At 45.8% G+C, this 23373-nt stretch carries 15 protein-coding genes and 1 tRNA gene; 14 read left to right on the forward strand and 2 right to left on the reverse strand.

The window, feature by feature from the left end; genetic code table 11:
- Nucleotides 1-12 precede the first annotated feature (12 nt).
- Complete coding sequence (gene pepA / locus OH455_RS15005) at nt 13-1521, reverse strand: leucyl aminopeptidase (protein WP_045977624.1); 1509 nt, start codon at nt 1519-1521, stop codon at nt 13-15.
- A 190-nt stretch (nt 1522-1711) separates the two neighbouring features.
- On the opposite strand from pepA, the gene lptF reads away from it, so the two are divergent.
- Together lptF and lptG are read left to right on the forward strand one after the other, a co-directional pair.
- Nucleotides 1712-2815, forward strand: coding sequence for an LPS export ABC transporter permease LptF (lptF, locus tag OH455_RS15010; RefSeq protein ID WP_269981960.1), 1104 nt, complete (start codon nt 1712-1714; stop codon nt 2813-2815).
- A gap of 3 nt (nt 2816-2818) precedes the next feature.
- Nucleotides 2819-3889 carry an LPS export ABC transporter permease LptG gene (gene lptG, locus OH455_RS15015; RefSeq protein WP_045977626.1) on the forward strand — a complete coding sequence of 357 codons (1071 nt, stop codon included), beginning with the start codon at nt 2819-2821 and terminating at the stop codon, nt 3887-3889.
- Nucleotides 3890-3952: 63 nt separating this feature from the next.
- On the opposite strand, the gene mutS is transcribed toward lptG, so the two are convergent.
- Nucleotides 3953-6517: a DNA mismatch repair protein MutS gene (mutS, locus tag OH455_RS15020; RefSeq protein ID WP_269981961.1), complete on the reverse strand. Its 2565-nt coding sequence runs from the start codon at nt 6515-6517 to the stop codon at nt 3953-3955.
- 312 nt (nt 6518-6829) lie between these two features.
- On the opposite strand from mutS, the gene OH455_RS15025 reads away from it, so the two are divergent.
- The 12 genes from OH455_RS15025 to OH455_RS15080 all read left to right on the forward strand — a co-directional run bounded on the left by OH455_RS15025 (nt 6830) and on the right by OH455_RS15080 (nt 23274).
- On the forward strand, nt 6830-7444 hold the full coding sequence (locus OH455_RS15025) for a DUF1449 family protein (protein WP_045977627.1): 615 nt from the start codon (nt 6830-6832) through the stop codon (nt 7442-7444).
- A gap of 28 nt (nt 7445-7472) precedes the next feature.
- Nucleotides 7473-9560 (forward strand): peptidase, encoded by a 2088-nt coding sequence (locus OH455_RS15030; protein ID WP_045977628.1) that lies wholly within the window; start codon nt 7473-7475, stop codon nt 9558-9560.
- 59 nt (nt 9561-9619) lie between these two features.
- Nucleotides 9620-14485, forward strand: a complete 4866-nt coding sequence (locus tag OH455_RS15035) for a DNA repair ATPase (RefSeq protein ID WP_269981962.1) — start codon at nt 9620-9622, stop codon at nt 14483-14485.
- Nucleotides 14475-15185, forward strand: coding sequence for a phospholipase D-like domain-containing protein (locus tag OH455_RS15040; RefSeq protein ID WP_269981963.1), 711 nt, complete (start codon nt 14475-14477; stop codon nt 15183-15185). Before OH455_RS15035 ends, OH455_RS15040 begins: the two co-directional genes overlap by 11 nt.
- 9 nt (nt 15186-15194) lie before the next feature.
- Nucleotides 15195-16259, forward strand: a complete 1065-nt coding sequence (locus OH455_RS15045) for a toxic anion resistance protein (protein WP_045977631.1) — start codon at nt 15195-15197, stop codon at nt 16257-16259.
- A gap of 78 nt (nt 16260-16337) precedes the next feature.
- Nucleotides 16338-16823, forward strand: coding sequence for a nicotinamide-nucleotide amidase (pncC, locus tag OH455_RS15050; protein WP_269981964.1), 486 nt, complete (start codon nt 16338-16340; stop codon nt 16821-16823).
- Nucleotides 16824-17009: 186 nt separating this feature from the next.
- Nucleotides 17010-18056 carry a recombinase RecA gene (gene recA, locus OH455_RS15055; protein ID WP_045977637.1) on the forward strand — a complete coding sequence of 349 codons (1047 nt, stop codon included), beginning with the start codon at nt 17010-17012 and terminating at the stop codon, nt 18054-18056.
- An 81-nt stretch (nt 18057-18137) separates the two neighbouring features.
- On the forward strand, nt 18138-18602 hold the full coding sequence (recX, locus tag OH455_RS15060) for a recombination regulator RecX (protein WP_269981965.1): 465 nt from the start codon (nt 18138-18140) through the stop codon (nt 18600-18602).
- Between the two features lie 141 nt (nt 18603-18743).
- Nucleotides 18744-21326 (forward strand): alanine--tRNA ligase, encoded by a 2583-nt coding sequence (gene alaS, locus OH455_RS15065; RefSeq protein ID WP_045977634.1) that lies wholly within the window; start codon nt 18744-18746, stop codon nt 21324-21326.
- A 194-nt stretch (nt 21327-21520) separates the two neighbouring features.
- Nucleotides 21521-22708: an aspartate kinase gene (locus OH455_RS15070; protein WP_045977635.1), complete on the forward strand. Its 1188-nt coding sequence runs from the start codon at nt 21521-21523 to the stop codon at nt 22706-22708.
- 92 nt (nt 22709-22800) lie between these two features.
- A complete protein-coding gene (gene csrA, locus OH455_RS15075) occupies nt 22801-22998 on the forward strand; it encodes a carbon storage regulator CsrA (protein WP_006963114.1) in 198 nt (65 codons plus the stop codon).
- A 183-nt stretch (nt 22999-23181) separates the two neighbouring features.
- Nucleotides 23182-23274, forward strand: a tRNA-Ser gene (locus OH455_RS15080).
- Nucleotides 23275-23373 lie beyond the last annotated feature (99 nt).

Raw genomic sequence — 23373 nt, forward strand, 5'->3', positions numbered from 1 at the left:
TTAGTTCAGAAATTACTCTTCTGTTTCTTGGCCACTGCGGTTCAGTAAGAACTGGACAAGCATTGAGACCGGACGGCCTGTTGACCCTTTTGCTGCGCCTGATTTCCACGCAGTGCCTGCAATGTCAATGTGTGCCCAGTTGTATTTTTTAGCAAACTTAGACAGGAAGCAGCCAGCCGTAATGGTACCACCAGGACGACCACCGATGTTTGCCATGTCGGCAAACGGGCTCTTCAACTGTTCATGGTACTCGTCAGCCATTGGAAGGCGCCAGGCGCGGTCACTCGCTTGTTCAGAAGCGTTGACCAACTCATGGGAAAGTGGGTTGTGATTGGAAACAACGCCACTGATATGATGGCCCAATGCAATGACACAAGCACCTGTCAGAGTCGCAACATCGACAACGCAATCTGGTTCGAATCGTTCGACGTACGTCAATGCATCACATAGAACTAAACGTCCTTCTGCGTCGGTGTTTAGCACCTCGACAGTTTGACCTGACATAGTGGTTAGAATATCACCTGGGCGGTACGCGTTGCTGCCAGGCATGTTTTCGCAGCCAGCAAGGACACCGATAACATTGATTGGTAGGTTAAGTTTTGCCAGAGATTTCATAGTACCGAAGACAGATGCTGCACCACACATGTCATACTTCATCTCATCCATTCCTTCACCGGGTTTGAGTGAGATGCCGCCTGAGTCGAAAGTGAGACCTTTACCCACCAGAACAATTGGTTTTGCTTCTGAATCCGGGTTGCCCTTGTATTCCATGATAGACATCATAGATTCGTTTTTAGAACCACGACCAACGGCTAGGTATGAAGTCATACCCAGTTTTTCCATCTCTTGTTCACCAATGATCTTGGTGGTGATGGTTTCGTAATCGTCTGCTAGGCGACGAGCTTGTGAGGCAAGGTAGGCTGGGTTTGCAACGTTAGGCGGCATGTTACCAAGGTCCTTGGATGCCTTTACGCCTGACGCAATAGCAAGGCCATGAGTGATCGCTTTTTCACCCAAGCTCAGCTCGCGACGAGTAGGGACGTTGAACACTAGCTTACGTAGTGGGCGACGAGTCTCTGGTTTCACGCTCTTGAACTGATCAAAAGTATACAGGCCATCTTTTGTTGCTTCGACAGCTTGACGAACTTTCCAGTAAGTGTCGCGACCTTTAACGTGCAACTCAGTTAGGAAGCAGACCGCTTCCATCGAACCTGTTTCATTCAGAGTGTTGATCGTTTTCTGAATAATTTCTTTGTACTGACGCTCGCCCAATTCACGTTCCTTGCCACAACCGACAAGTAAAACACGTTCAGACAATACACCTGGTACTTGATGCAGAAGTAGCATCTGCCCTGGTTTACCTTCCAGATCACCACGGCGAAGTAGTGAACTGATATAGCCGTCGCTGATTTTATCGAGCTGTTCAGCAACTGGAGAAAGGCGACGTGGTTCGAATACACCTACAACGATACAAGCGCTGCGCTGTTTTTCCGGGCTACCACTCTTTACACTGAACTCCATGCGTACTCCTACATCCTGAAGACAAATAGAACTAAATGTTAGATAATGGCGTCTTACTTGTTGATTCCTTAATCGGAACTACTTTTAAATAAGCGCGTTAACAGTTAGCCAAAAATTTAAAAATAAAAGGTTCAACGGGAAATTATAGTGATTCAATTAAAAAAACAAGTTTTGTATAGGTAATTTCAGCGTGATTATTGTTAGATATTTGATCCGCGAGACACTCAAGAGCCAGTTAGCGATATTTTTTATACTGTTTTTAGTGTTTTTAAGCCAAAAATTGATCAAAGTTTTAGCGGATGCGTCGGATGGTGATATTCCTGCCGGTCTGGTGATGCACTATGTGAGTTTGAGTATGCCTTCGATGGGCTTATTGATGCTCCCTTTGAGTCTTTTCCTTGGTATTTTGCTGACTTTCGGTCGTCTGTATGCGGAAAGTGAAATAACTGTCATGAATGCGACGGGGATCGGCAATAAATTTCTGATACGTTCTGCCTTGTATTTGGCCGTTATTACTGGTGTGATTGCCGCAGCCAATGCATTTGTGTTTTCACCAATGAGTCAAGAAAAGCTGATTCAGTTACAGGAAGAAGTGGAAGCTGAAAATAGCGTGGATTTATTGCAAAAGGGTCAGTTCCAAGGCACTCCAGACGGTTCTTCAGTGGTCTTTATTGATGATATTGAAGGCAAGCAGCTTAAACATGTATTCGTTGCTCAGATGCGCCCACGTGATTCAATTTTGCCAAGTGTGTCCTTCTCGCAATCTGGTGAAGTGAAAGAATTAAGTGATGGACGTCAGGTTATTCGCATGTACGACGGTACGCGTTATGAAGGTGTACCAACGCGCGTTGATTACATGGTGACCGATTTTGACCAGTATGAAGGTTTGATTGGTCAACGTGATGTGAAACCGAAAGGGCGTGACTGGGAAGCTATCCCTACGATGCAGTTAGTGTCTAACCCAGATCCGCGCGCTCAGGCTGAATTGCAATGGCGTATTTCTCTGGTGGTTTGCATTCCGCTTCTGACCATGTTGGTTGTCCCGTTGTCAGCGGTGAATCCGCGTCAGGGGCGCTTTGCGAAAATGGGCCCTGCGATTCTCATCTATCTGGCGTATTTCCTCTCGATCAGTGCAACGAAGTCTGCGCTGGAAGATGGCTCGATCCCGTCGTTTATCGGTATGTGGCCGATTAACGCCGCTTTGCTGTTGACTGCGTTAGGGATCAATTCTTTGGACAGTATTCCAATGCGACGCTTTAAAGACAAACTAAGACAAAGAAAGAAGGCAGCATAAGTCGTGTTTAAAATTCTCGATCTGTATATTGGTAGAACCATTATCGCAACTACGTCACTGGTGTTGGCGACATTTGTGGGCCTTTCTGCCATCATCAAGTACGTTGAGCAGCTACGTAAAGTAGGTCAGGGCAGTTATGACTTAATCCAAGCTCTTTTCTACGTATTGTTGAGTATTCCTCGTGATATTGAAATGTTCTTCCCAATGGCTGCATTATTGGGCGCTTTAATTGGATTAGGCATGCTGGCCTCAAGTTCCGAGTTGGTAGTCATGCAGGCGGCTGGCTATTCCAAGCTTGATATCGGGCTGTCAGTATTAAAAACAGCAGTCCCGTTAATGATTCTAGTGACGTTACTTGGTCAATGGGGGGCCCCTCAAGCTCAAAAGATGGCGCGTGATCTGCGTGCTTTTACTACATCTGGCGGAGCGATCATGTCAGTGCGAACCGGTGTTTGGGCGCGCGATGCGAACGACTTTATTTTTCTTGGCAAAGTTGAAGACGATAAACTTTACGGTTTGAACATGTGGCGCTTCAACGAAAATAAGCAATTAGAAAGTGTTGTGCATGCAGCGGAAGTAGATTATCTGTCTGATAATACCTGGGTGATGAAAGATGTTCAGGTTACTGAGATGTCAGATGAGATTGAAATCTCTAAAACCAGTTTGCCAGAGTACCGATGGACGACCTCTCTCGCGCCAGATAAATTGGCTGTGGTCACGGTAAAACCAGAAGAACTATCTTTGAGTGGATTATATGATTATGTCACTTACCTCAAAGCTTCAGAGCAGGATGCCTCGCGCTATGAGTTGGCTTTATGGCGTAAAATCACTCAGCCATTCTCGATCGCAGTGATGATGCTTATGGCGCTATCGTTCATTTTTGGGCCGTTGCGCAGTGTGACAATGGGAGCGCGTATTTTATCTGGCGTGGTCGCAGGGTTCACTTTCTACATCTCTAGCGAGTTCTTTGGTCCGCTGAGTCTGGTTTACAGTATTCCTCCGGTCTTTGGTGCTGTTATGCCTAGTATCGTGTTTTTAACCGTGGCGTTAATGCTATTGCGCAGAAAGCTTTAAAGCGTCGGCTTTTATAAGGTGACAAAGAGAAACGGCAGCGAATGGCTGCCGTTTTGCTTTTTATTACAGCAACTTTTTCAGACGGTACAATGCTTCCAGTGCTTGACGTGGCGTTAAATCGTCTGGGTCGATACCAGAGAGAGCTTCTTCCACTTCACTTGGCTCTGGAATTAGGCTCAGTTGATTGGCAATATCGACCGAACTACAGGTGACGCTGCTGCTTTCTCCCTGACTGAGTTGTTCAAGCTGAGTTAATTTTGCTCGGGCATTTTTAATCACACTCTTTGGTACCCCAGCCAGCCCAGCCACAGCAAGGCCATAAGATTTGCTGGCAGCACCATCCTGAACGGCATGCATAAAGGCAATCGTATCGCCGTGCTCAACCGCATCTAAGTGGACATTCGCTAGATGAGGAATCTGGTTCGGTAATTCGGTCAGCTCAAAATAGTGAGTAGCAAATAAGGTCATGGAACCAAGTTCTTTTGCCAACCATTCTGCACTCGCCCATGCGAGTGAGAGCCCATCGTAAGTACTTGTACCTCGGCCGATTTCATCCATCAGTACTAGGCTATTAGGCGTCGCATTGTGAAGGATGTTGGCCGTTTCAGTCATCTCTACCATGAAGGTCGAACGTCCTGAGGCGAGATCATCGGATGCCCCTATACGCGTGAAGATGCGATCGATCGAGCCAATTTGTGCCGATTCAGCTGGTACGTAAGAACCGATATGGGCCATCAGAGCAATTAAAGCTGTTTGACGCATGTAGGTTGATTTACCACCCATGTTCGGGCCGGTAATGATCAGCATCTTACGCTGTGGGTTGAGCTCTATCGGATTGGCAATAAATGGCTCATTCATCACTTGCTCGACGACGGGGTGGCGCCCTGACTGGATGTGAATACCAGCATCTTGACTCATTACAGGTCGACAGTAATCTAAGCTATCCGCACGCTCTGCAAGGTTTTGCAGTACATCTATCTGGGAAATAGCCGAAGCCAAATTCTGCAGTTTTTCTAGGTGGGGCATTAAAAGGTCAAACAGCTCTTCCCACAATTGTTTCTCAAGCGCCAGTGCTTTTGACTTTGAATTAAGAACCTTATCTTCATGTTCTTTTAGCTCAGGAATGATGTAACGCTCGGCGTTTTTCAACGTTTGACGACGTACATAGTGCGGAGGTACAAGGTGACTTTGTCCGCGACTGACTTGGATGAAGAATCCGTGAACATTGTTGTAGCCGACCTTGAGCGTATCGATGCCATGGCGTTCACGTTCATCCTGTTCCATCTTTTCTAGATACTCTGTCGCACCATCGGCCAACTTTCGCCATTCGTCGAGTTCGGCATTATATCCTTCAGCAATCACGCCACCCTCTCGGATCACTACAGGTGGGTTCTCTTTAATGGCGCGTTCTAGCAGCTCACAAACGGCCTCTTGAGGAGCTGCATACTCACCTAGCTTGGTGAGGTAAGGGTGAGCAAGCGTGCCCATTGTTTCTGCTAACTCAGGTAATTGCTGCATAGCATGGCGTAAGCGTGCCATGTCACGTGGGCGAGCGCTGCGCAAAGCAAGACGTGCCAAGATACGTTCGATGTCGCCAATCTGTTTGAGAACAGGATTTAGTTCAGCAAACAAAGTCATTTCTTTCAGTTCGCTAATCGCGTCCAGACGATGGTTGAGCGTATTGATGTCACGCATTGGCTGATGAAGCCAACGTTTCAACATTCGGCTCCCCATTGGAGTTGCAGTATGATCAATGACTTCTGCGAGTGTATTGTCAGTGCCACCAGCCAAGTTCTGAGTGATCTCCAGATTACGACGAGTGGCAGCATCGAGAATAACGGAATGATCTTGACGATCATAAGTCAGGGAGCGGATATGGGGCAGGGCAGTACGTTGTGTGTCTTTCACATACTGAATAAGACAACCCGCAGCGCATAGCCCAAGATGTGCTTGTTCCACACCGAAACCGACTAAATCACGAGTACCAAATTGTTGGTTTAACTGCTGCTTGGCGGTGTCGAGTTCAAATTCCCAAATGGGACGACGGCGATTACCGTTGCGCGTGGCCATTAATTCTACTGGTTCGAAGTCTTCAGGAAACAGCAGTTCACGTGGGGCTGTGCGTTGCAGTTCTGCTGCCATCGCTTCCTCGGTTTCCGGTTCCATGAGCTGGAAGCGGCCAGAGGTTACATCTAGTGTGGCATAACCAAACTGACCATCGTGGTGGTAAATCGCTGCGATGAGGTTATCAATCCGTTCCGAGAGCAGTGCTTCGTCAGTGACAGTACCTGGTGTCACGATACGAACGACTTGACGCTCAACGGGCCCTTTACTGGTGGCTGGATCGCCAATCTGCTCACAGATAGCCACTGACTCACCGAGCTGAACGAGCTTAGCCAGATACCCTTCTACTGCATGAAACGGGACACCGGCCATAGGAATGGGTTCACCAGCGGAAGCGCCGCGTTTTGTTAGCGAGATATCAAGTAACTGAGATGCACGTTTGGCATCTTCATAAAAAAGCTCATAGAAATCTCCCATTCGATAGAACAGCAATATATCCGGATTCTCAGCCTTTAATTTGAGGTACTGCTGCATCATGGGAGTGTGTTTTTGTTCGGCTTTCACGGGTAACTTCTTCATTTGAGTTTATTGTGGCTTAGGATACGTGAATCCTCTGCCAGCGAAAAGAGATTCGCTTGTTTTATAGGGTAAGTGTTCTTTGGGAATAGCAATTTTTAAACGATGTAGGCAGAGGGGGAATTGTATTAAAGGTTTATGATTTAAATGGTTTTTTATGAAGTGAGTCATATAATGATGCAAATCGTTTTTATTCACCTTGTTGGTTAAGTATTCTGACCGTAAATGTCCAACTTATTTATAAGCATGTAAATAAACTCAGTATCGATCTGATGCTGTGAAAACAACTATGTGACGTCTATGACTTTGAATGATTTCTTATCTGAGCTGATGGCATTCCCCACCAGCCTTTTCTTTGTGCCCTTTTTAGTGCTTTTAGTGGTGATGCTGATTGATTTGGCATTCAACGTCGTTGAAAGTGCGACTGCTGAGATCGACCTGTTTGATTTCGATAGCCTCCCAGGTTCAGGGCTTATATTGCCGCCTGTGTTGTCTAAAGTGCCGCTTATGGTCGCGCTTTGCTGTAGCTTTTTTGTTGCGACGGTTGTGTCTTTCTATGCGTCGCAATGGGCTCAAAACTGGTGGAAAGACGGGTTACTCATCGCTGCAAACCTCGTTTCTATCCCTATAACTGCGTATTTGGCTTTAGTGATTGCTGCTTGGTTGTTAAAACCCTTGAGTCCCCTGTTTGATAAGAAAAACGCCTTTGCTCAGGTTGAGTATGTGGGATTGTCAGCAAGGGTGCATAGTAGCAAAGTGACTTCTGAGGTTGGCGAAGTCATGGTTGTTCAGAATGGAAATGAATACTTACTTGATGCGGTAACTGAGCAAGAGGTTGACATTGAATACGGTGATGAAGTGGTCATTGTGGCCAAAGAAGCCAAATCTCGTCGCTACGTAATAGCAAAAAAATAATCAAAATTTTTACAACAGGAGTTGGTTAATGGAAATTTCCCCAAGTGTAATTTTTATGGCAGTGGGTGGTGGTGTCGCACTGCTCATTTTGATTTTTCTTACTTCACGATACAAAAAGGTGAGAGGCGAAGGCGATGCTCTGATCGTTAATGGCTTGGAGCGCACTCGCGCATCATTAACGGGCACGTTTGTATGGCCTGTGATCAACCGGTTTGAATACATGGATATCACCCGCAAGAAGATCTCGGTGACTCGTAGCGGACGCAAAGATCAGGAAGGGGAAGAGTACGAAGGTTTGCACTGTCGCGACAACATTCGAGCGGATCTAAAAGTTGATTTCTACATCGGTGTAAACCACGAAGAAGAAGATATTGTTCGTGTTGCAAAGCTATTTACTGCCCATGAAGCTTCGAACTTAGAGCGTTTGAAAGAACACTTCCAGCCGAAATTCTCTGAAGCATTAAAAACGGCAGTGAAGCAGTTTGAATTCGAAGAATTGCTGACCAATAGACGTGCATTCCGTGATGCAGTTGTTCAAGTGATCGGCAGTGAGATGGATGGTTTCAAGATCTATGACGTTGTGATCGATAAGATTGACCAAACCGCGCTTGATGCTCACAACCCAAATAACATTCTTGATGTAGAGGGTATTCGTAAGATCTCGGCGATTACGGCACAAAAAAACACGGAAACCAACGCTATTCGTCAAGATGAGCGTACGACGATCAAAAAGAAAAATGTTGAGGCAGAAGCAAACCGTCTTCAGCTTGATAAACAAGAGCATGAAAGTGTGGCGCGAACTCAGCGTGAAGTGGAGATCATTAAAGCACAAGAAGAGGCCTTGTCTGCTGAGAAAAAAGAAGAATACCAACGCATTACTGAACTCGCGAAGTTGGAAACCGAAGAAGAAGTAGCGAAAAAACGCGAAAGTGTACAGATGGAAGTCGAAATGACGCGCATTGCCAACCAGCGTCAGGTCGCGATTCAAGAAGAAGAACTCACTCGTTCTGTGGAAACTGAAAAAGTTCGGACTGCAACTGAAGTTGTGGAAAAAGAAATGCAGAAAGAGACGACGGTTGAGGAATCATTAAAATCAGTTGCAGAAACACGTTCTCAGCGTGTAGAAATCGAACGCAAGATTGCTCGTGAAGAAGAAGAAACGGAAAACTTACGAGTGAATGAACAGGTCAACCGTAAGAAGCGTGTAACCATGGTGGAGGCTGAGGCTGCAGCAGAAGCAGCACAATTAGAACTCCTCGTTGCTGCTCGTGCTGAAAAAGATGCCGCTAAAGAGCGCGCTGAACGTCTGTTGATCGAAAACGAAGCTGAGCTGAAAGTGAAAACCCGTGAAGCGGAAAATGAACTGGCTGTAAAATCGCGTGAAGCGGAAGCGGAGCAGATCGTCGCTGTGAAACGTGCAGAAGCAGAATTTATTACCAAAGACAAAGAAGCGGCCGCGAAAGAGCGTATGGCTCAAGCTGAGAAAGAACTTATCAGCGCGACTGGTTTGGCTGAGGTTGAAGTTGATCGCGAAAGAGCGCTGGCCATTCGTGAAACGGGTGAAGCTGAAGCATTCACTCTGCAAAGTGCTGGTGAAGCTGAAGCTCAGGCAATGCGTGCGAAAGGTCTTGCGGAGGCAGAAGCGCAATCGGCGCGCTTTGAAGCAGCTCAGCAGTACGATGAGCATACACGTGAACACGATAAGTGGGTGATGCAATTGCAACAAGAGAAAGATCTTGAGCTGGCACGTATTGACGCGCAGAAATCTGTGGTTGGCGAAAATGCTAAGGCCATCGCGCAGGCACTGTCAGACGCAGACATCAAACTCTTTGGTGGTGAAGGGGTCGAGCAGATCCGCCGTACCATCATGGATGCTGCTGCTATGGACAGCAAATTTGAAGAGTCAAAAGTGCTGAATCCACTGGTCTCTGATTACATGGAAGGCAATCGCAGTTTGCCTCAAGATATCAAAGACGTACTTGAGAATACCAATCTAAAGAGCAGTGATCTTAGTAATGTTGCCTTAGCAAGTTTGCTGAATTCACAAGGCGGAGCTGCCGAACTGATGAAGAAAATTCAAAGTTCGTTAGACGTTTCTTCAGAAAATAAAGCGTAGCGTTACAATCAGTCTCATAGAATCCCGCTTTCACACAAGCGGGATAAACAGGTATTACTATGTCAGATTCGACTCAGAAAGCGGTGAGTGAAGGTGGCGCATACGAGGTCCTCAAATCTCGTTTGGCTCAACAAGGCCAACAATTAAAATCGCTCACACACTCTTTTAATCAGCAGCGTCAACAAGTCTTTGGCGGCCAAGAACTTAAACTGGTCGGTAAGACGAATGTTCAAACTGATGCTCGTTGTATTCCCATTGACATGGCTCAAGTCAATCAGCAACTACTGTTTGGCTATCAAGTACACGTTGGCATGAAAGCAGTGCCTGCTTTGCAGGACGTGTTTGGTCTTTATCAATTGCATGACAACGAAGGGACTCTTCGTATCGAGCCTACCTCGTTAGAAAACAGTTTCCTCCAAGATATTCGTTTTCAACACGAATTTACGGAGCTGTTTACTTACTACCGTGACGCCCGTCTGTCTCAGATTTCACGACAGGAAAGTACGCTTTACATAGCGTTTCAAATTGGTATGCGGGTAGAAGATCGCAAAGTGTTTCGCTTTCAGATCAATGCAAACTCTATTGAGTATTTGGATTCTGCTGGACATGCTTCTCTCACTGAAACCGTTCAACACGATTTCGATTGGATCGCTACGACCCGTGATGATCATATCATGGGTAACCATCCTCATGTTTCTATTGCTGATAAGCTGTTTGTAGAGTGTATTGGCGGCGATCTAACCATTAAAATCGAAGATAATACCAATGATGGTAAAGGCATTTACAGCGAGGAAGTGGAAGATCATCACCAAAGCGTAGCTGATGCTCACATTGACTATGCGTTTGTTGGTGAGTTGATCGCATTGAAAATCCGCCCTAACCGTGAGCGAAAAGATCGTTACTTTGTGTATAACCCTCTCACCCAGTCGGTTGTCCGGACGGATGCTTTGAGCGTTAGTGCAAAAGCTCTACCTGAAGAGCACGGTATTTTATATGCCAATGGCTACGTGCTAGCGAATGGTGAGCACAAACAATTTGACATGCCTTGGCAACATCTGCAGTTTTTCCAGAAAGTGGTGTCGCCCAATGGCGAAGATATTTTGTATTTCTTCTTCAATATGTCTCAAGGCTACTATGTTGCCTTCACCTACAACATGATAGAAAAACAGTTTGCGGCGCCAATGGAAAGCCACGGCTTTAGCCTATATCCTGATGGGCGACTGCTCGTTTTCCAACTGTCAGAAAATGCTGAAGCTTCCACTATCCACCCTTTACGTGTGTGGGATACCCCCTTCTCAACGTCAGAGCATTACGCGAGTGTTCACGCTCAAACTGATGGCAGTAGCCCACTATTTCATTTAGGCAATGCTGAACTGGTTCGTGCGCTATCTTCTGTTCTGTCTGTGTGCCAGTTAGCGCAAACGGAAGAGGTGACACAGGCCGCTTATGAGATGCTGCTTAAGCAGAGCCAAAGCACTCTTGATCATTACCATTGGTTGAGTCATGACTATGCGTTGGGTATCGGAACTGCCATCAACGAACTGATGGTTACAGCAGATAAAATTATTGATGAGTTTGCTAAAGTTCAACAACTGCAAAGCCATGCCTCTAAAAGCACAGAGCAGCAGCAAGTCGTTATTAACGATCTGGTTGGCAAAATAAAACTTGCGCCTAAAGAGCAAGCGAATGTACTGCTAGGCTTACTGGCTGATGTAAAAGGTCAGGTGGGCGCGACAATGGCTTTGCGTCAGCAACACTACGTTGATGTGGTGAGTGTTGATGGCATGTTGACGATACTTCAGCAGCAACGTGAATCACTAAACCAGCAGCTACTGACATTGCTGCAGGATGAAAAAGCCTACCAGCCATTCAAAAAACACATTAAACAAATTGAAGCGGAGTTAGAGCAGACAGAAAAGACGTCTCACATGGCCAAGCTTCAGCAGCAATTAGATGATTTAAGAAGTGATCTGCAATTGGTCACCGAAGAAGTCACGGACATTGAAACTGACGATCCAACTCAGGCGACACGGATCCTAGATCTCACTACGGAGATCTCTTCACTGCTCAACAGTGTTTCCGCTAAGCTGCGTAGCCGAAGTAAAGGCCTACAGAGCGAGGAAGCGCAAGCGGAGTTCAGTGCTCAGTTTAAATTACTCGGCCAGTCAGTGAGTAGCGCGATGGAACAAGCGACGTCACCGGATGATTGTGACGCTCAGCTCGCCAAATTGATTAGCCAACTTGATAAGCTGGAATCCCGCTTTGCTGATTTTGACCAATTCCTCGCAGAGATTTATGCCAAAAGAGATGAAATTCAATCGACGCTGGATAACCACAAGCAGCAATTGATCGCTGCGCAGCAGCGCAGAGTGCAGAATTTGTTGCAGGCTGCTACGGTGACGATGAGTAGCATCGATAAACGTGTGGCTAAGTTTGAAGATGTAGCAGGTCTAAATAGCTACTTCGCGACCGACGCAATGGTGCTCAAATTGCATCAGTTGTCCGAATCGATTCGCCAATTGGGAGATAGTGTTAAAGCGGACAGTTTGGATGCCAAACTCAAATCTTTGCAAGACCAATCATTGCGCTCGCTGCGCGACAATCAGGATATTTTTGAGCAAGGTGGTAAAGTTCTGCGTTTAGGTAAACACCGCTTTAGCGTCAATCAACAGGCGTTGGACTTAAGTCTGATCGAACAACAAGGTCGGCTTTGTACCCACATCTCGGGAACGGATTTCTATCAGCCGATTGAAAATGAAGAGTTCTTACAGTTGCAAAATGTTGCACGGTTGGAAGTCGCATCAGAAAGTGACATTGTTTATCGCGCAGAGTATTTGGCTTATCTAATGGTTTATTCCGCTGAGCAAAATGAAGCCGGTTTAAATTTAAACACTTTGTATCATGCATTGAGTGAAAATCGTTTGACTGAGATAGTCCAGCGTTTTGCTGCGCCTCGTTATCGTGAAGGGTATGTCAAAGGGATTCACGACAGTGATGCTGTAAAAATCTTATCTCAGTTGTTACCTATCTACCAAAAAGCAGGCTTGTTGCGTTTTAGCCAAACTGCGAGAGCGAATGCCTTCCTTTGGCTGCTTGAGCACAATGAAAGCTTTGTACATGAGATGAGACTCAAAGCGATAAACGCTCAATTGCTGCGTGAACACCTGAATGCTTCTGACGCCTTTAACCAATTACAGCAGCAATTAGTGTTGGACTTTTCAGGCTATGAGGCCGATGACAGTGCCCGTTACTTGATTCACCTTTTAGCGCAAAAAGAGACGACAATTCAGGTCAGTCAAGATGCTCTTACTTTATGCGAAGATTATCTTCAGTTCCGCAGAAGCTTAGGATGGTCACCCTCTGAACAACCGTTGAGTGAGCAGTTTAGCGATCACCAACAGTGGTTGAAGGCATACACTACTCAGAAAGAATATGGTCAAGCATTCGTCGTTGAAAGCGCGGCGATCGCATTGTGCAAGACTCAAGCTGATCTAACGTTAGAGAGCATCGATTTTTCTTTGCAGTGCACAGTCTCTGGATTGCTTGGAGAGCATGATAGGGTCAACAACGGTGAATTGGTTGTCGTATTGGATGATTTTATCCAGCGCGGTGAATCACATCGAAGTCAGGTCGTACCTCAATATGAAGCCTATTTAGGGCAAAGGACCGAGCTATTGTCCAAAGCGAAGGAACAGTTCCGCCTAGAAGAGTTTAAACCTCGCCCACTGACTTCTTTTGTCCGCAATAAACTCATCAGTGAAAGTTATTTGCCATTGATCGGTGATAACTTCGCCAAACAGATGGGAACGATTGGAGACAACAAGCGCACCGACTTAATGGGAATGTTGCTGCTGATTTCACCGCCAGGTTACGGAAAAACCACGTTAATTGAATACGTTGCACATAAGTTAGGCTTAGTATTTATGAAGATCAATGGTCCTTCTATTGGTCATCAGGCTACTTCCCTGGATCCGGCAGATGCACCGGATCAGAATGCGGCTCGCGAGATAGAGAAAATTAATCTGGCGTTTGAGATGGGTAACAACGTGCTCCTGTACCTCGACGATATTCAACATACCCACCCTGAGTTGTTGCAGAAATTTATTTCTTTGTGTGATGGTACTCGTCGTATTGAAGGAACCTGGCAAGGTAAAACCAAAACATACGATATGAGAGGGAAGAAGTTTGCTGTGGTTATGGCAGGCAACCCATACACTGAAACCGGTGAAGCGTTTCGTATTCCCGATATGTTGGCCAACCGAGCGGATATCTACAACCTCGGTGATATGCTATCTGATCAAAAACTGGCGTTTGAGCTGAGCTTTATTGAAAACTCGCTGACATCTAACTCAGTGTTGGCCCCACTTGCTACCCGCGATCTGAATGACTTGTATCGTTTTGTTCGTATGGCACAAGGAGAGAGCATTGCATTGAGTGAGATGAGCCACTCATATTCCGCAACCGAAGCCAGCGAGATTGTTGCTACGATTCAAAAGCTAACACAGGTTCAGCAAACAGTACTGAAAGTGAACCAACAGTATATTCAGTCAGCTGCCACAGCGGAACAATATCGTGTAGAGCCGGCGTTTAAATTGCAGGGTTCATACCGAAATATGAACAAGTTAGTAGAGAAAATCTCGTCGGTGATGACCGAAGAAGAGTTAAACACCCTACTTCAAGATCATTATCAAGGCGAAGCTCAGACGCTTGCCAGTGGTACCGAAGAGAACTTACTAAAGTTGGCTGAATTAAGAGGCAATATGACCCCAGACCAAATGGACAGATGGAAAGAGATTAAACAGAGCTATCAACGTCAGCAACTCATGGGAGATTCTGAAGATAGGGCTGGTCAAGTTGTCCAGCAATTAGCAATGCTCAATCAGCATGTCGCGCGTTTTGGGCAGGAGAGTATCAATGAATCGTAATCAATGGGCCAAATGGCTGGAAGAGTCTTTGATAGACTATCGTCTTGATGACCACGAGAGACGCCATCTTCAGGCGGAACTGGCGGAAGCGGTAATGTCTGAAGAAGACCGAGCGTTTTTACGCAATCAGAGTTTTAAGCTCGCTAAGCAATTCATGGAGAAAGGTTCTGATCCAGCGGCGTTGTTACGTTGGCTTGAACGTATCATTAAGGTACTGGATAACGTCATCGCGGGTCAGTCAAGTGAGTTAGCGACCAGTTGGTTTTCGCCAGGAAGAAGCTGCTCTACTGGCATAATAGAGCAGTTAAAGTTGGCTCGTGATTCCATCGATATCTGCGTGTTTACTATTGCTGATGATGATCTGACTAAACACATTCTTGAAGCTCACCAACGTGGAGTCACAGTTCGAATTATCTCAGACAACGACAAGATGTATGACAAAGGCAGCGATATTGAGTATTTAGCCGAGCAAGGTGTTGCTGTTAAAATTGATACCACGCCTTATCATATGCACCATAAGTTTGCGATTTTCGATCAGAAGCGTCTTATTAATGGTAGTTTCAACTGGACACGTAGCGCATCGAAATACAATCAGGAAGACATAACTTTGTCTGATGACAAACGCTTCCTTCAATCCTTTTCAAGACAGTTTGAAAAACTGTGGCAGCAGTTTCCCTGCCATCAGCCTTCACAACATTAAGGAGCTCCTATGACTGAACCTGTTTCAGCCCCGCCAGAAGTGATGAAAGTAGAAGCGACTCCAGAAGTAGTGGCTATTGCCGAACGTTTTGATCCCTTTGACAGTGTGGCGACCATTACTTTTGGTAGTGAAGCGCTGGAAAAAATCACCGCTTTCTCTGATTCTGTTTTAGCTCAGGTTAGAGTCAGAGACAGTGGTGAAGCTGGCGATATTCTTCAAGCCATGGTGTCTTCAATGGATAGCAGTGCGTTTGATCAACTAGGCCAGCGTAGCTTACTGTCGCGATTACCTTTGTTTGGTGAAGTGTTTGATTCGTTCAAGAGGTTTTCAACGAGCTTTGACTCAGTGAGAAATCAGCTAGATCAATTGGTTGAGCGCTTGCAAGGACAGGAAGTGAAATTAGCGCATGACATTAATCAACTTGATACGCTGTACCAACATAATCTAGAGCTACTGGAAGGGCTAGAGCATTATATTGACGCAGGTCGATACAAGTTAAGTCAGCTTAATAGTGATGTGTTACCGCGACTACTTGCTAAATCCGAACAAAGTGAAGATGCTTTAGATGCGCAGCAATACCGAGATGCGACACAGGCTGTGGCGAGGTTAGAGAAACGCGTACACAACTTGGAGCTCACTAGGTTGGCCGCGATTCAAACTGCACCGCAGATTCGTTTGTCCCAAGAGGGCAACAAAATGTTGATGGAGGATATTCAAGATATCGTTCATAACACTTTCCCGTTGTGGAAGCGCCAATTCTTGATTGCTATTTCCAATTATGAAAAGGAAAAAGCACTGCAAGTTACACATGCGGTCAAAGATTACACCAACAAGCAGTACGTTCAGAATGCACAGAAGCTCAAAGTATTAGAAGAGCAAATTGCCGAGAACTACCAGCGCGGTATTTTGGATTTAGATTCGTTACAAACAGTCAATCAGCTCACCATTGAAACTCTAAGCAATACCCTCTCAAGAGCAAAAGAAGGTCGAGAGCAGCGTGAAAAGGCGCAGCGAGTTATTGAGCAGGCAGAACAAGAACTGAAATCTGCCCTGCAACAATCACTGGAAAAATAACGTTCAGGCAACGACGGCTAATCTTAGCCGTCGTTTTATTCTATGCTATCCGCAAAGTGATTGAACAGGAAACTAGATATGGAGTTAAGCGCGCAGTTGGGAGCTTTGTTGCAATCTCAACAATACATTTTGACCACTGCTGAATCTTGCACTGGTGGTGGCGTTTCAGCCGCGATTACGGATATTGCAGGTAGCTCTGCTTGGTTTGATCGAGCATTCATTACCTACAGCAATGAAGCAAAAATGGAAATGCTGGATGTTGAAGCATCGACATTGAACGCTCATGGTGCCGTTAGTGAAGAAACGGTTACTGAAATGGTGTTAGGGGCGATTAAACACTCAAATGCCAATATTGGTGTATCTGTCAGCGGTATCGCAGGGCCAGATGGCGGAAGCGAAGATAAGCCAGTAGGGACCGTATGCTTTGCGTGGGCTGATGACAGTGGATGGAGTAAAGCAGCAACGTATTGCTTTGATGGCGACCGTCATGAAGTTCGTAGGCAAGCTGTCGAAGTGGCGCAAAAGGTCCTGTATGAGGAATTAAGTCAGCGAGTGCAGTCGTAGGTTTTTAAAATTAAAGTATTTAAAAATTAGATAGATATAACGAAAGTCTAAAAAAAGTTCACACAGCTATAGACACTGTATGAATCAACAGTATAATGATTTTCATTGATTGCCTCAGTGGACTCTGAGGAAAAAGAAAAGAATTCAAAGATCATCAATGCGTTGATGAAAAAATCGGAGAAAGTGATGGACGATAACAAACAGAAAGCGCTTGCCGCTGCGCTCGGTCAGATTGAAAAGCAATTCGGTAAAGGCTCTATTATGCGTCTTGGTGATAACCGTGCTATGGATGTTGAAACCATCTCGACAGGTTCACTTTCTCTTGATATCGCATTGGGTGCTGGTGGTCTGCCAATGGGCCGTATCGTTGAAGTTTATGGCCCAGAGTCATCAGGTAAGACGACGCTAACTCTTGAGCTGATTGCTGCTGCACAACGTGAAGGTAAAACATGTGCCTTTATCGATGCCGAACACGCTCTTGATCCTGTCTACGCTAAGAAGCTAGGCGTAGATATTGATGCACTATTGGTTTCTCAGCCAGACACGGGTGAACAAGCATTAGAAATTTGTGATGCTCTGGCACGCTCAGGTGCGATTGACGTTATGGTTGTCGACTCTGTGGCTGCATTGACACCGAAAGCGGAAATCGAAGGCGAGATGGGCGATAGCCATATGGGTCTTCAGGCGCGTATGCTTTCTCAAGCAATGCGTAAGCTGACGGGTAACCTGAAGCAGTCAAACTGTATGTGTATCTTCATCAACCAGATCCGTATGAAGATCGGTGTCATGTTTGGTAACCCTGAAACGACTACAGGTGGTAATGCACTAAAATTCTACGCTTCTGTTCGTCTTGATATCCGCCGCACAGGTTCTATCAAGGAAGGTGACGAAGTGGTGGGTAATGAAACTCGCATTAAAGTGGTTAAGAACAAGATCGCGGCACCGTTTAAACAAGCAGAAACGCAAATCATGTACGGCGCTGGCTTTAACCGTGAAGGTGAGTTGATTGACCTAGGCGTGAAGAATAAGCTGGTCGAAAAAGCAGGTGCTTGGTATAGCTACAATGGTGATAAGATTGGCCAGGGTAAAGCAAATGCGTGTAAGTACCTGCGTGAAAATCCAGCAGCGGCTCAGCAAATCGACACTAAACTGCGTGAGTTGTTGCTTACACCGGCAGAAATCCAGCCAGATGAAGCTGAGCTAGGTGAAATGCCAGAGCAAGAAGAGCTATAAGTACTCATAGCTCAGAGTTTGAAGCCCTGCAATTTGCAGGGCTTTGTTGTATTTAGCGTAACCGAATAATGTTGAGTGCTTATGTTTCAACGCAAACCTCCCACTTTATCCAGTAAAGAATCAGCCATTCAACTGCTTAGTCGGCGTGACCATGGTGAGTATGAGCTTTATCAGAAGCTTGCAATGAAAGGTTATGAAGAAGAGGCTATTCAAGAAGCGGTTAAGTTCTGCCTTGAACACAACTACTTAGACGACCTTCGTTACGCCAAAAGCCAGATCCGACAGCATGTATATAAAGGGCATGGTGAACGACGTATTCGTCAGGAACTTAATCAGAGACGTGTCAGTGAATCCACCATCGAAAAGGCATTTGAAGAAGAGCTACAAGACTGGTTTGAGTTGGCGAAACAGGCTGCCGAAAAAAAGTTCAAAGGCCTTAAAGCGAAAGATCAGAAAGAGTATGCAAAACAGGTTCGATTTCTTCAATATCGTGGCTACAACTTTGAACAGATAAGCTATGCCCTGAGTACTGAAGACAGATCATAAATAGTGGTTATGCGCGCATTTTTCGATTTATTGTGAAAATCGCGTAGAAAAGGCTCTTTTCTACAAGAAAGCTAGTCGTGGCTGATTGCTTGATCTACAATACGGCAAAATTCTAACTCGACTATTTTCAGGAAGAGCTGCATGTACATGAGCACTGATGAGGTTCGCAATTCGTTCCTCAAGTTCTTTGAAAGCAAAGGACACCAAATCGTAGACAGTTCATCGTTGGTTCCACATAACGATCCAACCCTGCTATTTACTAACGCAGGTATGAACCAATTCAAAGATTGCTTCTTAGGCGCTGAAAAGCGAGCCTACACGCGAGCAACTACGGCTCAGCGTTGTGTACGTGCAGGTGGTAAACATAATGACCTTGAAAATGTTGGCTTCACCGCTCGTCACCATACATTCTTCGAAATGTTGGGTAACTTCAGTTTTGGAGATTACTTCAAGGAAGACGCGATTGCGTTTGCTTGGGAGTTTCTGACTAAAACTCTTGGCCTACCAGAAGAGAAGCTACTGGTTACGGTATACGAAACAGATGACGAAGCATTCGAAATCTGGAACAAGAAAGTCGGTGTACCTGCCGATAAGATTGTTCGCATTGGCGACAAAGAAGGTGGTAAGAAGTTCGAATCTGACAACTTCTGGACGATGGGTGATACAGGTCCTTGTGGCCCATGTACTGAAATCTTTTATGATCATGGTGAGCACATCTGGGGCGGTCGTCCGGGTACTCCAGAAGAAGACGGCGATCGTTTCATCGAGATCTGGAACAACGTATTCATGCAGTTTAACCGTCATGCAGATGGCACGATGGAGCCACTACCTAAGCCTGCTGTTGATACAGGCATGGGTATCGAGCGTATCTCTGCAATCATGCAAGGCGTTCACTCAAACTACGAAATCGATGTATTCCAAAAGCTTATTAAAGCGACGGCTGAGGTTGTCGGTCACGACGATCTATCAAACCAGTCGCTACGCGTTATTGCTGACCACATCCGTTCTTGTTCATTCCTAATCGCTGATGGCGTTATGCCTTCAAACGAAGGTCGTGGTTACGTCCTACGCCGTATTATTCGTCGTGCTGTTCGTCACGGTAACAAGTTGGGTGCGCAAGGTGTATTCTTCCACAAACTTGTTGGTGTACTTGCTGAAGTGATGGGCAGCGCTGCAGAAGAACTTAAGAAACAGCAAGAGCTTGTTGAGAAAGTACTTCGCATCGAAGAAGAGAACTTTGGTCGCACACTAGAGCGCGGCATGGTGATTCTTAATGAAGCACTAGACGCACTTGAAGGCAATGAGCTAGACGGTGAAACCGTCTTCAAGCTATACGATACTTACGGTTTCCCTGCTGATTTAACTAACGATGTAGCTCGCGAACGTGACTTTACCATCGACGAAGCGGGTTTTGAGAAAGCGATGGAAGAGCAGCGTCAACGTGCTCGCGAAGCAGGCCAGTTTGGTACTGACTACAACGCAACGATCAAAACGGAAGCTGAGTCTGAGTTCTGTGGCTACACAGGTACCGAAGGTAAGAGTAATGTTGCTGAAATCTTCGTTGAAGGTGAGGTAGTAGAGGCTCTATCGGCAGGCGATAAAGCGATCATCATCCTTGGTGAAACGCCATTCTACGCTGAGTCTGGCGGTCAATGTGGTGACGCTGGTGTGCTGAAAACTGAATCTGGTCTGTTTAAAGTTGAAGATACTCAGAAGTTAGGTAATGCAATTGCGCACCACGGTGTTCTTGCTGAAGGCGTTCTAGCGAAGGGTGATGAAGTAGAAGCGACTGTTGATGCTGAGCGTCGTGCATCGATTTCTCTTAACCACTCTGCGACTCACCTATTACACGCAGCGCTACGTTCAGTACTCGGTGAACACGTTACGCAGAAAGGCTCACTTGTTAAACCTGAAAACCTACGTTTTGACTTCTCACACCTAGAAGCGGTAACACCAGCAGAGCTAAAAGAAGTTGAGCGCTTAGTGAATGCTCAAGTTCGTCGTAACCACGTTATTGAAACTAACGTAATGGACATCGAGTCAGCGAAACAGAAAGGTGCAATGGCACTATTCGGCGAAAAGTATGATGATGAGGTTCGCGTTCTCTCAATGGGTGAGTTCTCTACCGAGCTTTGTGGTGGTATCCACGCATCAAATACAGGCGATATTGGCCTATTTAAGATCACTTCTGAAGGTGGTATCGCAGCAGGCATTCGCCGTATTGAAGCGGTAACAGGTGAAGCAGCACTAGACGCAATCGAAGCTCAACAAGCGAAGTTCGAAGAGAAGCTTGCAGAATCTGCGTCGAAAGCAAAATCTCTAGAGAAAGAGATTCAGAAGCTAAAAGACAAGATGGCAGCAGCTGAAAGTGCAAACATCATGGGTAAAGCTCAAGAAATCAATGGCGTTAAAGTCCTTATCGCTGCGATGCAAGATGCCGATCCTAAGAACCTTCGTACTATGGTTGATGACATCAAGAACCAGATGGGCAGTGGTGTCGTCATGCTGGCGAACGTTAATGGCGAGAAGATTGGTTTGATTGCGGGGGTCACAAAAGATCTTATCGGCAAAGTTAAAGCGGGCGACTTAGTGAAAATGGTTGCTGAGCAAGTCGGCGGTAAAGGTGGTGGTCGACCTGACATGGCTCAGGCTGGTGGCACAGACGTAGAAGCGCTTCCTGAAGCAATCAAGTCTGTTCAACCATGGCTTGAAGAGCGCCTGTAAAATCTGATTTGTATATAAATACGCTCAATCAATTGTTTGATTGGGCGTAATTTTTTTCTACTAACCAAGTGGTTTAATAGCTCAGTTACTCTGTGCTGATTAAGCAGCTTGGTTTTTGTTATTAATGCTGCAAACAATATTCAATTGATTGAATGTGGCCTAATGAGACTTTGGTCTTGGGAAGGTGAAGACTGGTGAAAAAGCCCCTTATCGTGCAAAAGTTTGGCGGAACCTCTGTGGGTTCAATTGAAAGGATCCACAAAGTCGCTGAGCACATCATTAAGGCGAAGAATGATGGTAATCAAGTTGTAGTCGTTGTGTCTGCTATGTCTGGAGAGACAAACCGACTATTGGATTTGGCAAAGCAGGTAGACAGCGTGCCAACTGCCCGAGAACTTGATGTTTTGCTCTCTGCTGGCGAGCAGGTGTCGATGGCACTGCTGGCAATGACTCTGAATAAACTGGGTTATGCCGCACGCTCACTTACCGGAGCACAAGCGAACATTGTGACGGACAATCAACACAATGACGCGACGATTAAGCACATTGATACCTCAACAATTGAATCATGGCTGGCACAAGACAATATTGTCATTGTCGCGGGCTTTCAGGGTATAAATGAGAATGGGGACATCACCACGTTAGGTCGAGGGGGATCTGATACCAGTGCCGTTACTTTAGCTGGCTTTCTACAAGCTGAAGAGTGCCAGATTTTTACTGATGTCGACGGCATCTATACTTGCGATCCTCGCACGGTTCCTAGTGCCAAGAAGCTGGATGTGATTGATTTTCCTTCTATGGAAGAAATGGCACGTAAAGGAGCGAAAGTGCTCCACCTTCCTTCGGTTCAGTACGCTTGGCGACATAATGTGCCACTTCGTGTTCTCTCCACGTTTGATAGCAATACAGGCAGTCTGGTCAAGGGCAGTGAATGCCAAAAGGCGATCTGTGGTGTCGCAATCCAGCGTGAACTGACAATGCTAAAGGTTGACCGTGATGCATTCTGTGGCCTAGAGAAACAGTGCCAGATGCTGGGTGTCACGATTTGGAATGTGATCGACCATGCAGAATGGGTAGGTGCGGTGATAAAACACGATGCTTATGCCAAGCTGGAACTGGTGTTCGGTGACAAAATCCGTAATAGTGAAGAGGTTAGCTTGCTTACAGCAGTAGGTCTTCAGGTCGAAGGATTGGTTGAACAGTCTTATGCCTTGTTGTCTGAACAAGGGATAGATGTGTTGCATTATGCAGTAAATTCACAGTCGTTGATGTTGGTGTTGTCACCAGAATACATCGACAAAGCGGCAAACATACTGCATGATGCTTACATTACTTCTGCAGAGGCGCTTGACTGCCAGCAAAAACATGCCTTTTTAGGTTAATTAGGCTCGAGAATAGAGTTTACGAAAATATAACTTTTGTTGGATAATAGCCTCGTAGCAAGAAAAATCAGAGATTACTCAAGGAGCACAGAATGCTAATTTTAACTCGCCGCGTTGGCGAAACTCTAATGATCGGTGATGAAGTCACAGTCACAGTACTGGGCGTGAAAGGCAACCAAGTACGTATCGGTGTTAATGCGCCGAAAGAAGTGTCTGTTCACCGTGAAGAAATCTACATGCGCATTCAGGCAGAAAAAGGTAATGGTAACACTGCATCAGGCAACTACTAATTACATGAGAAGGCTGACATTATGTCAGCCTTTTTTGTATTGTTGATGGATGTATTTATAGCAAAAAGAGCGAATTAGCACCGCTTTGATTAAATAGCCAACGGTTGGCTAACTTTTTGCTGATTTTACCAAGAAAATGTTTGACATATTTTGGGTAAATCGTAATATGTGCCTCCGCAAGACGGTGAGGTGGCCGAGAGGCTGAAGGCGCTCCCCTGCTAAGGGAGTATGCGGTTTGTAGCCGCATCGAGGGTTCGAATCCCTCCCTCACCGCCATTATTGCACTGCTCTTCGGAGCTGCTTTAAAACAAGCATTGCGCGCTCGTAGCTCAGCTGGATAGAGTACCTGGCTACGAACCAGGCGGTCGAAGGTTC

The sequence above is a fragment of the Vibrio sp. T11.5 genome (assembly GCF_027587155.1).
In the GTDB taxonomy this organism is placed as follows: Bacteria; Pseudomonadota; Gammaproteobacteria; order Enterobacterales; family Vibrionaceae; genus Vibrio; species Vibrio neptunius.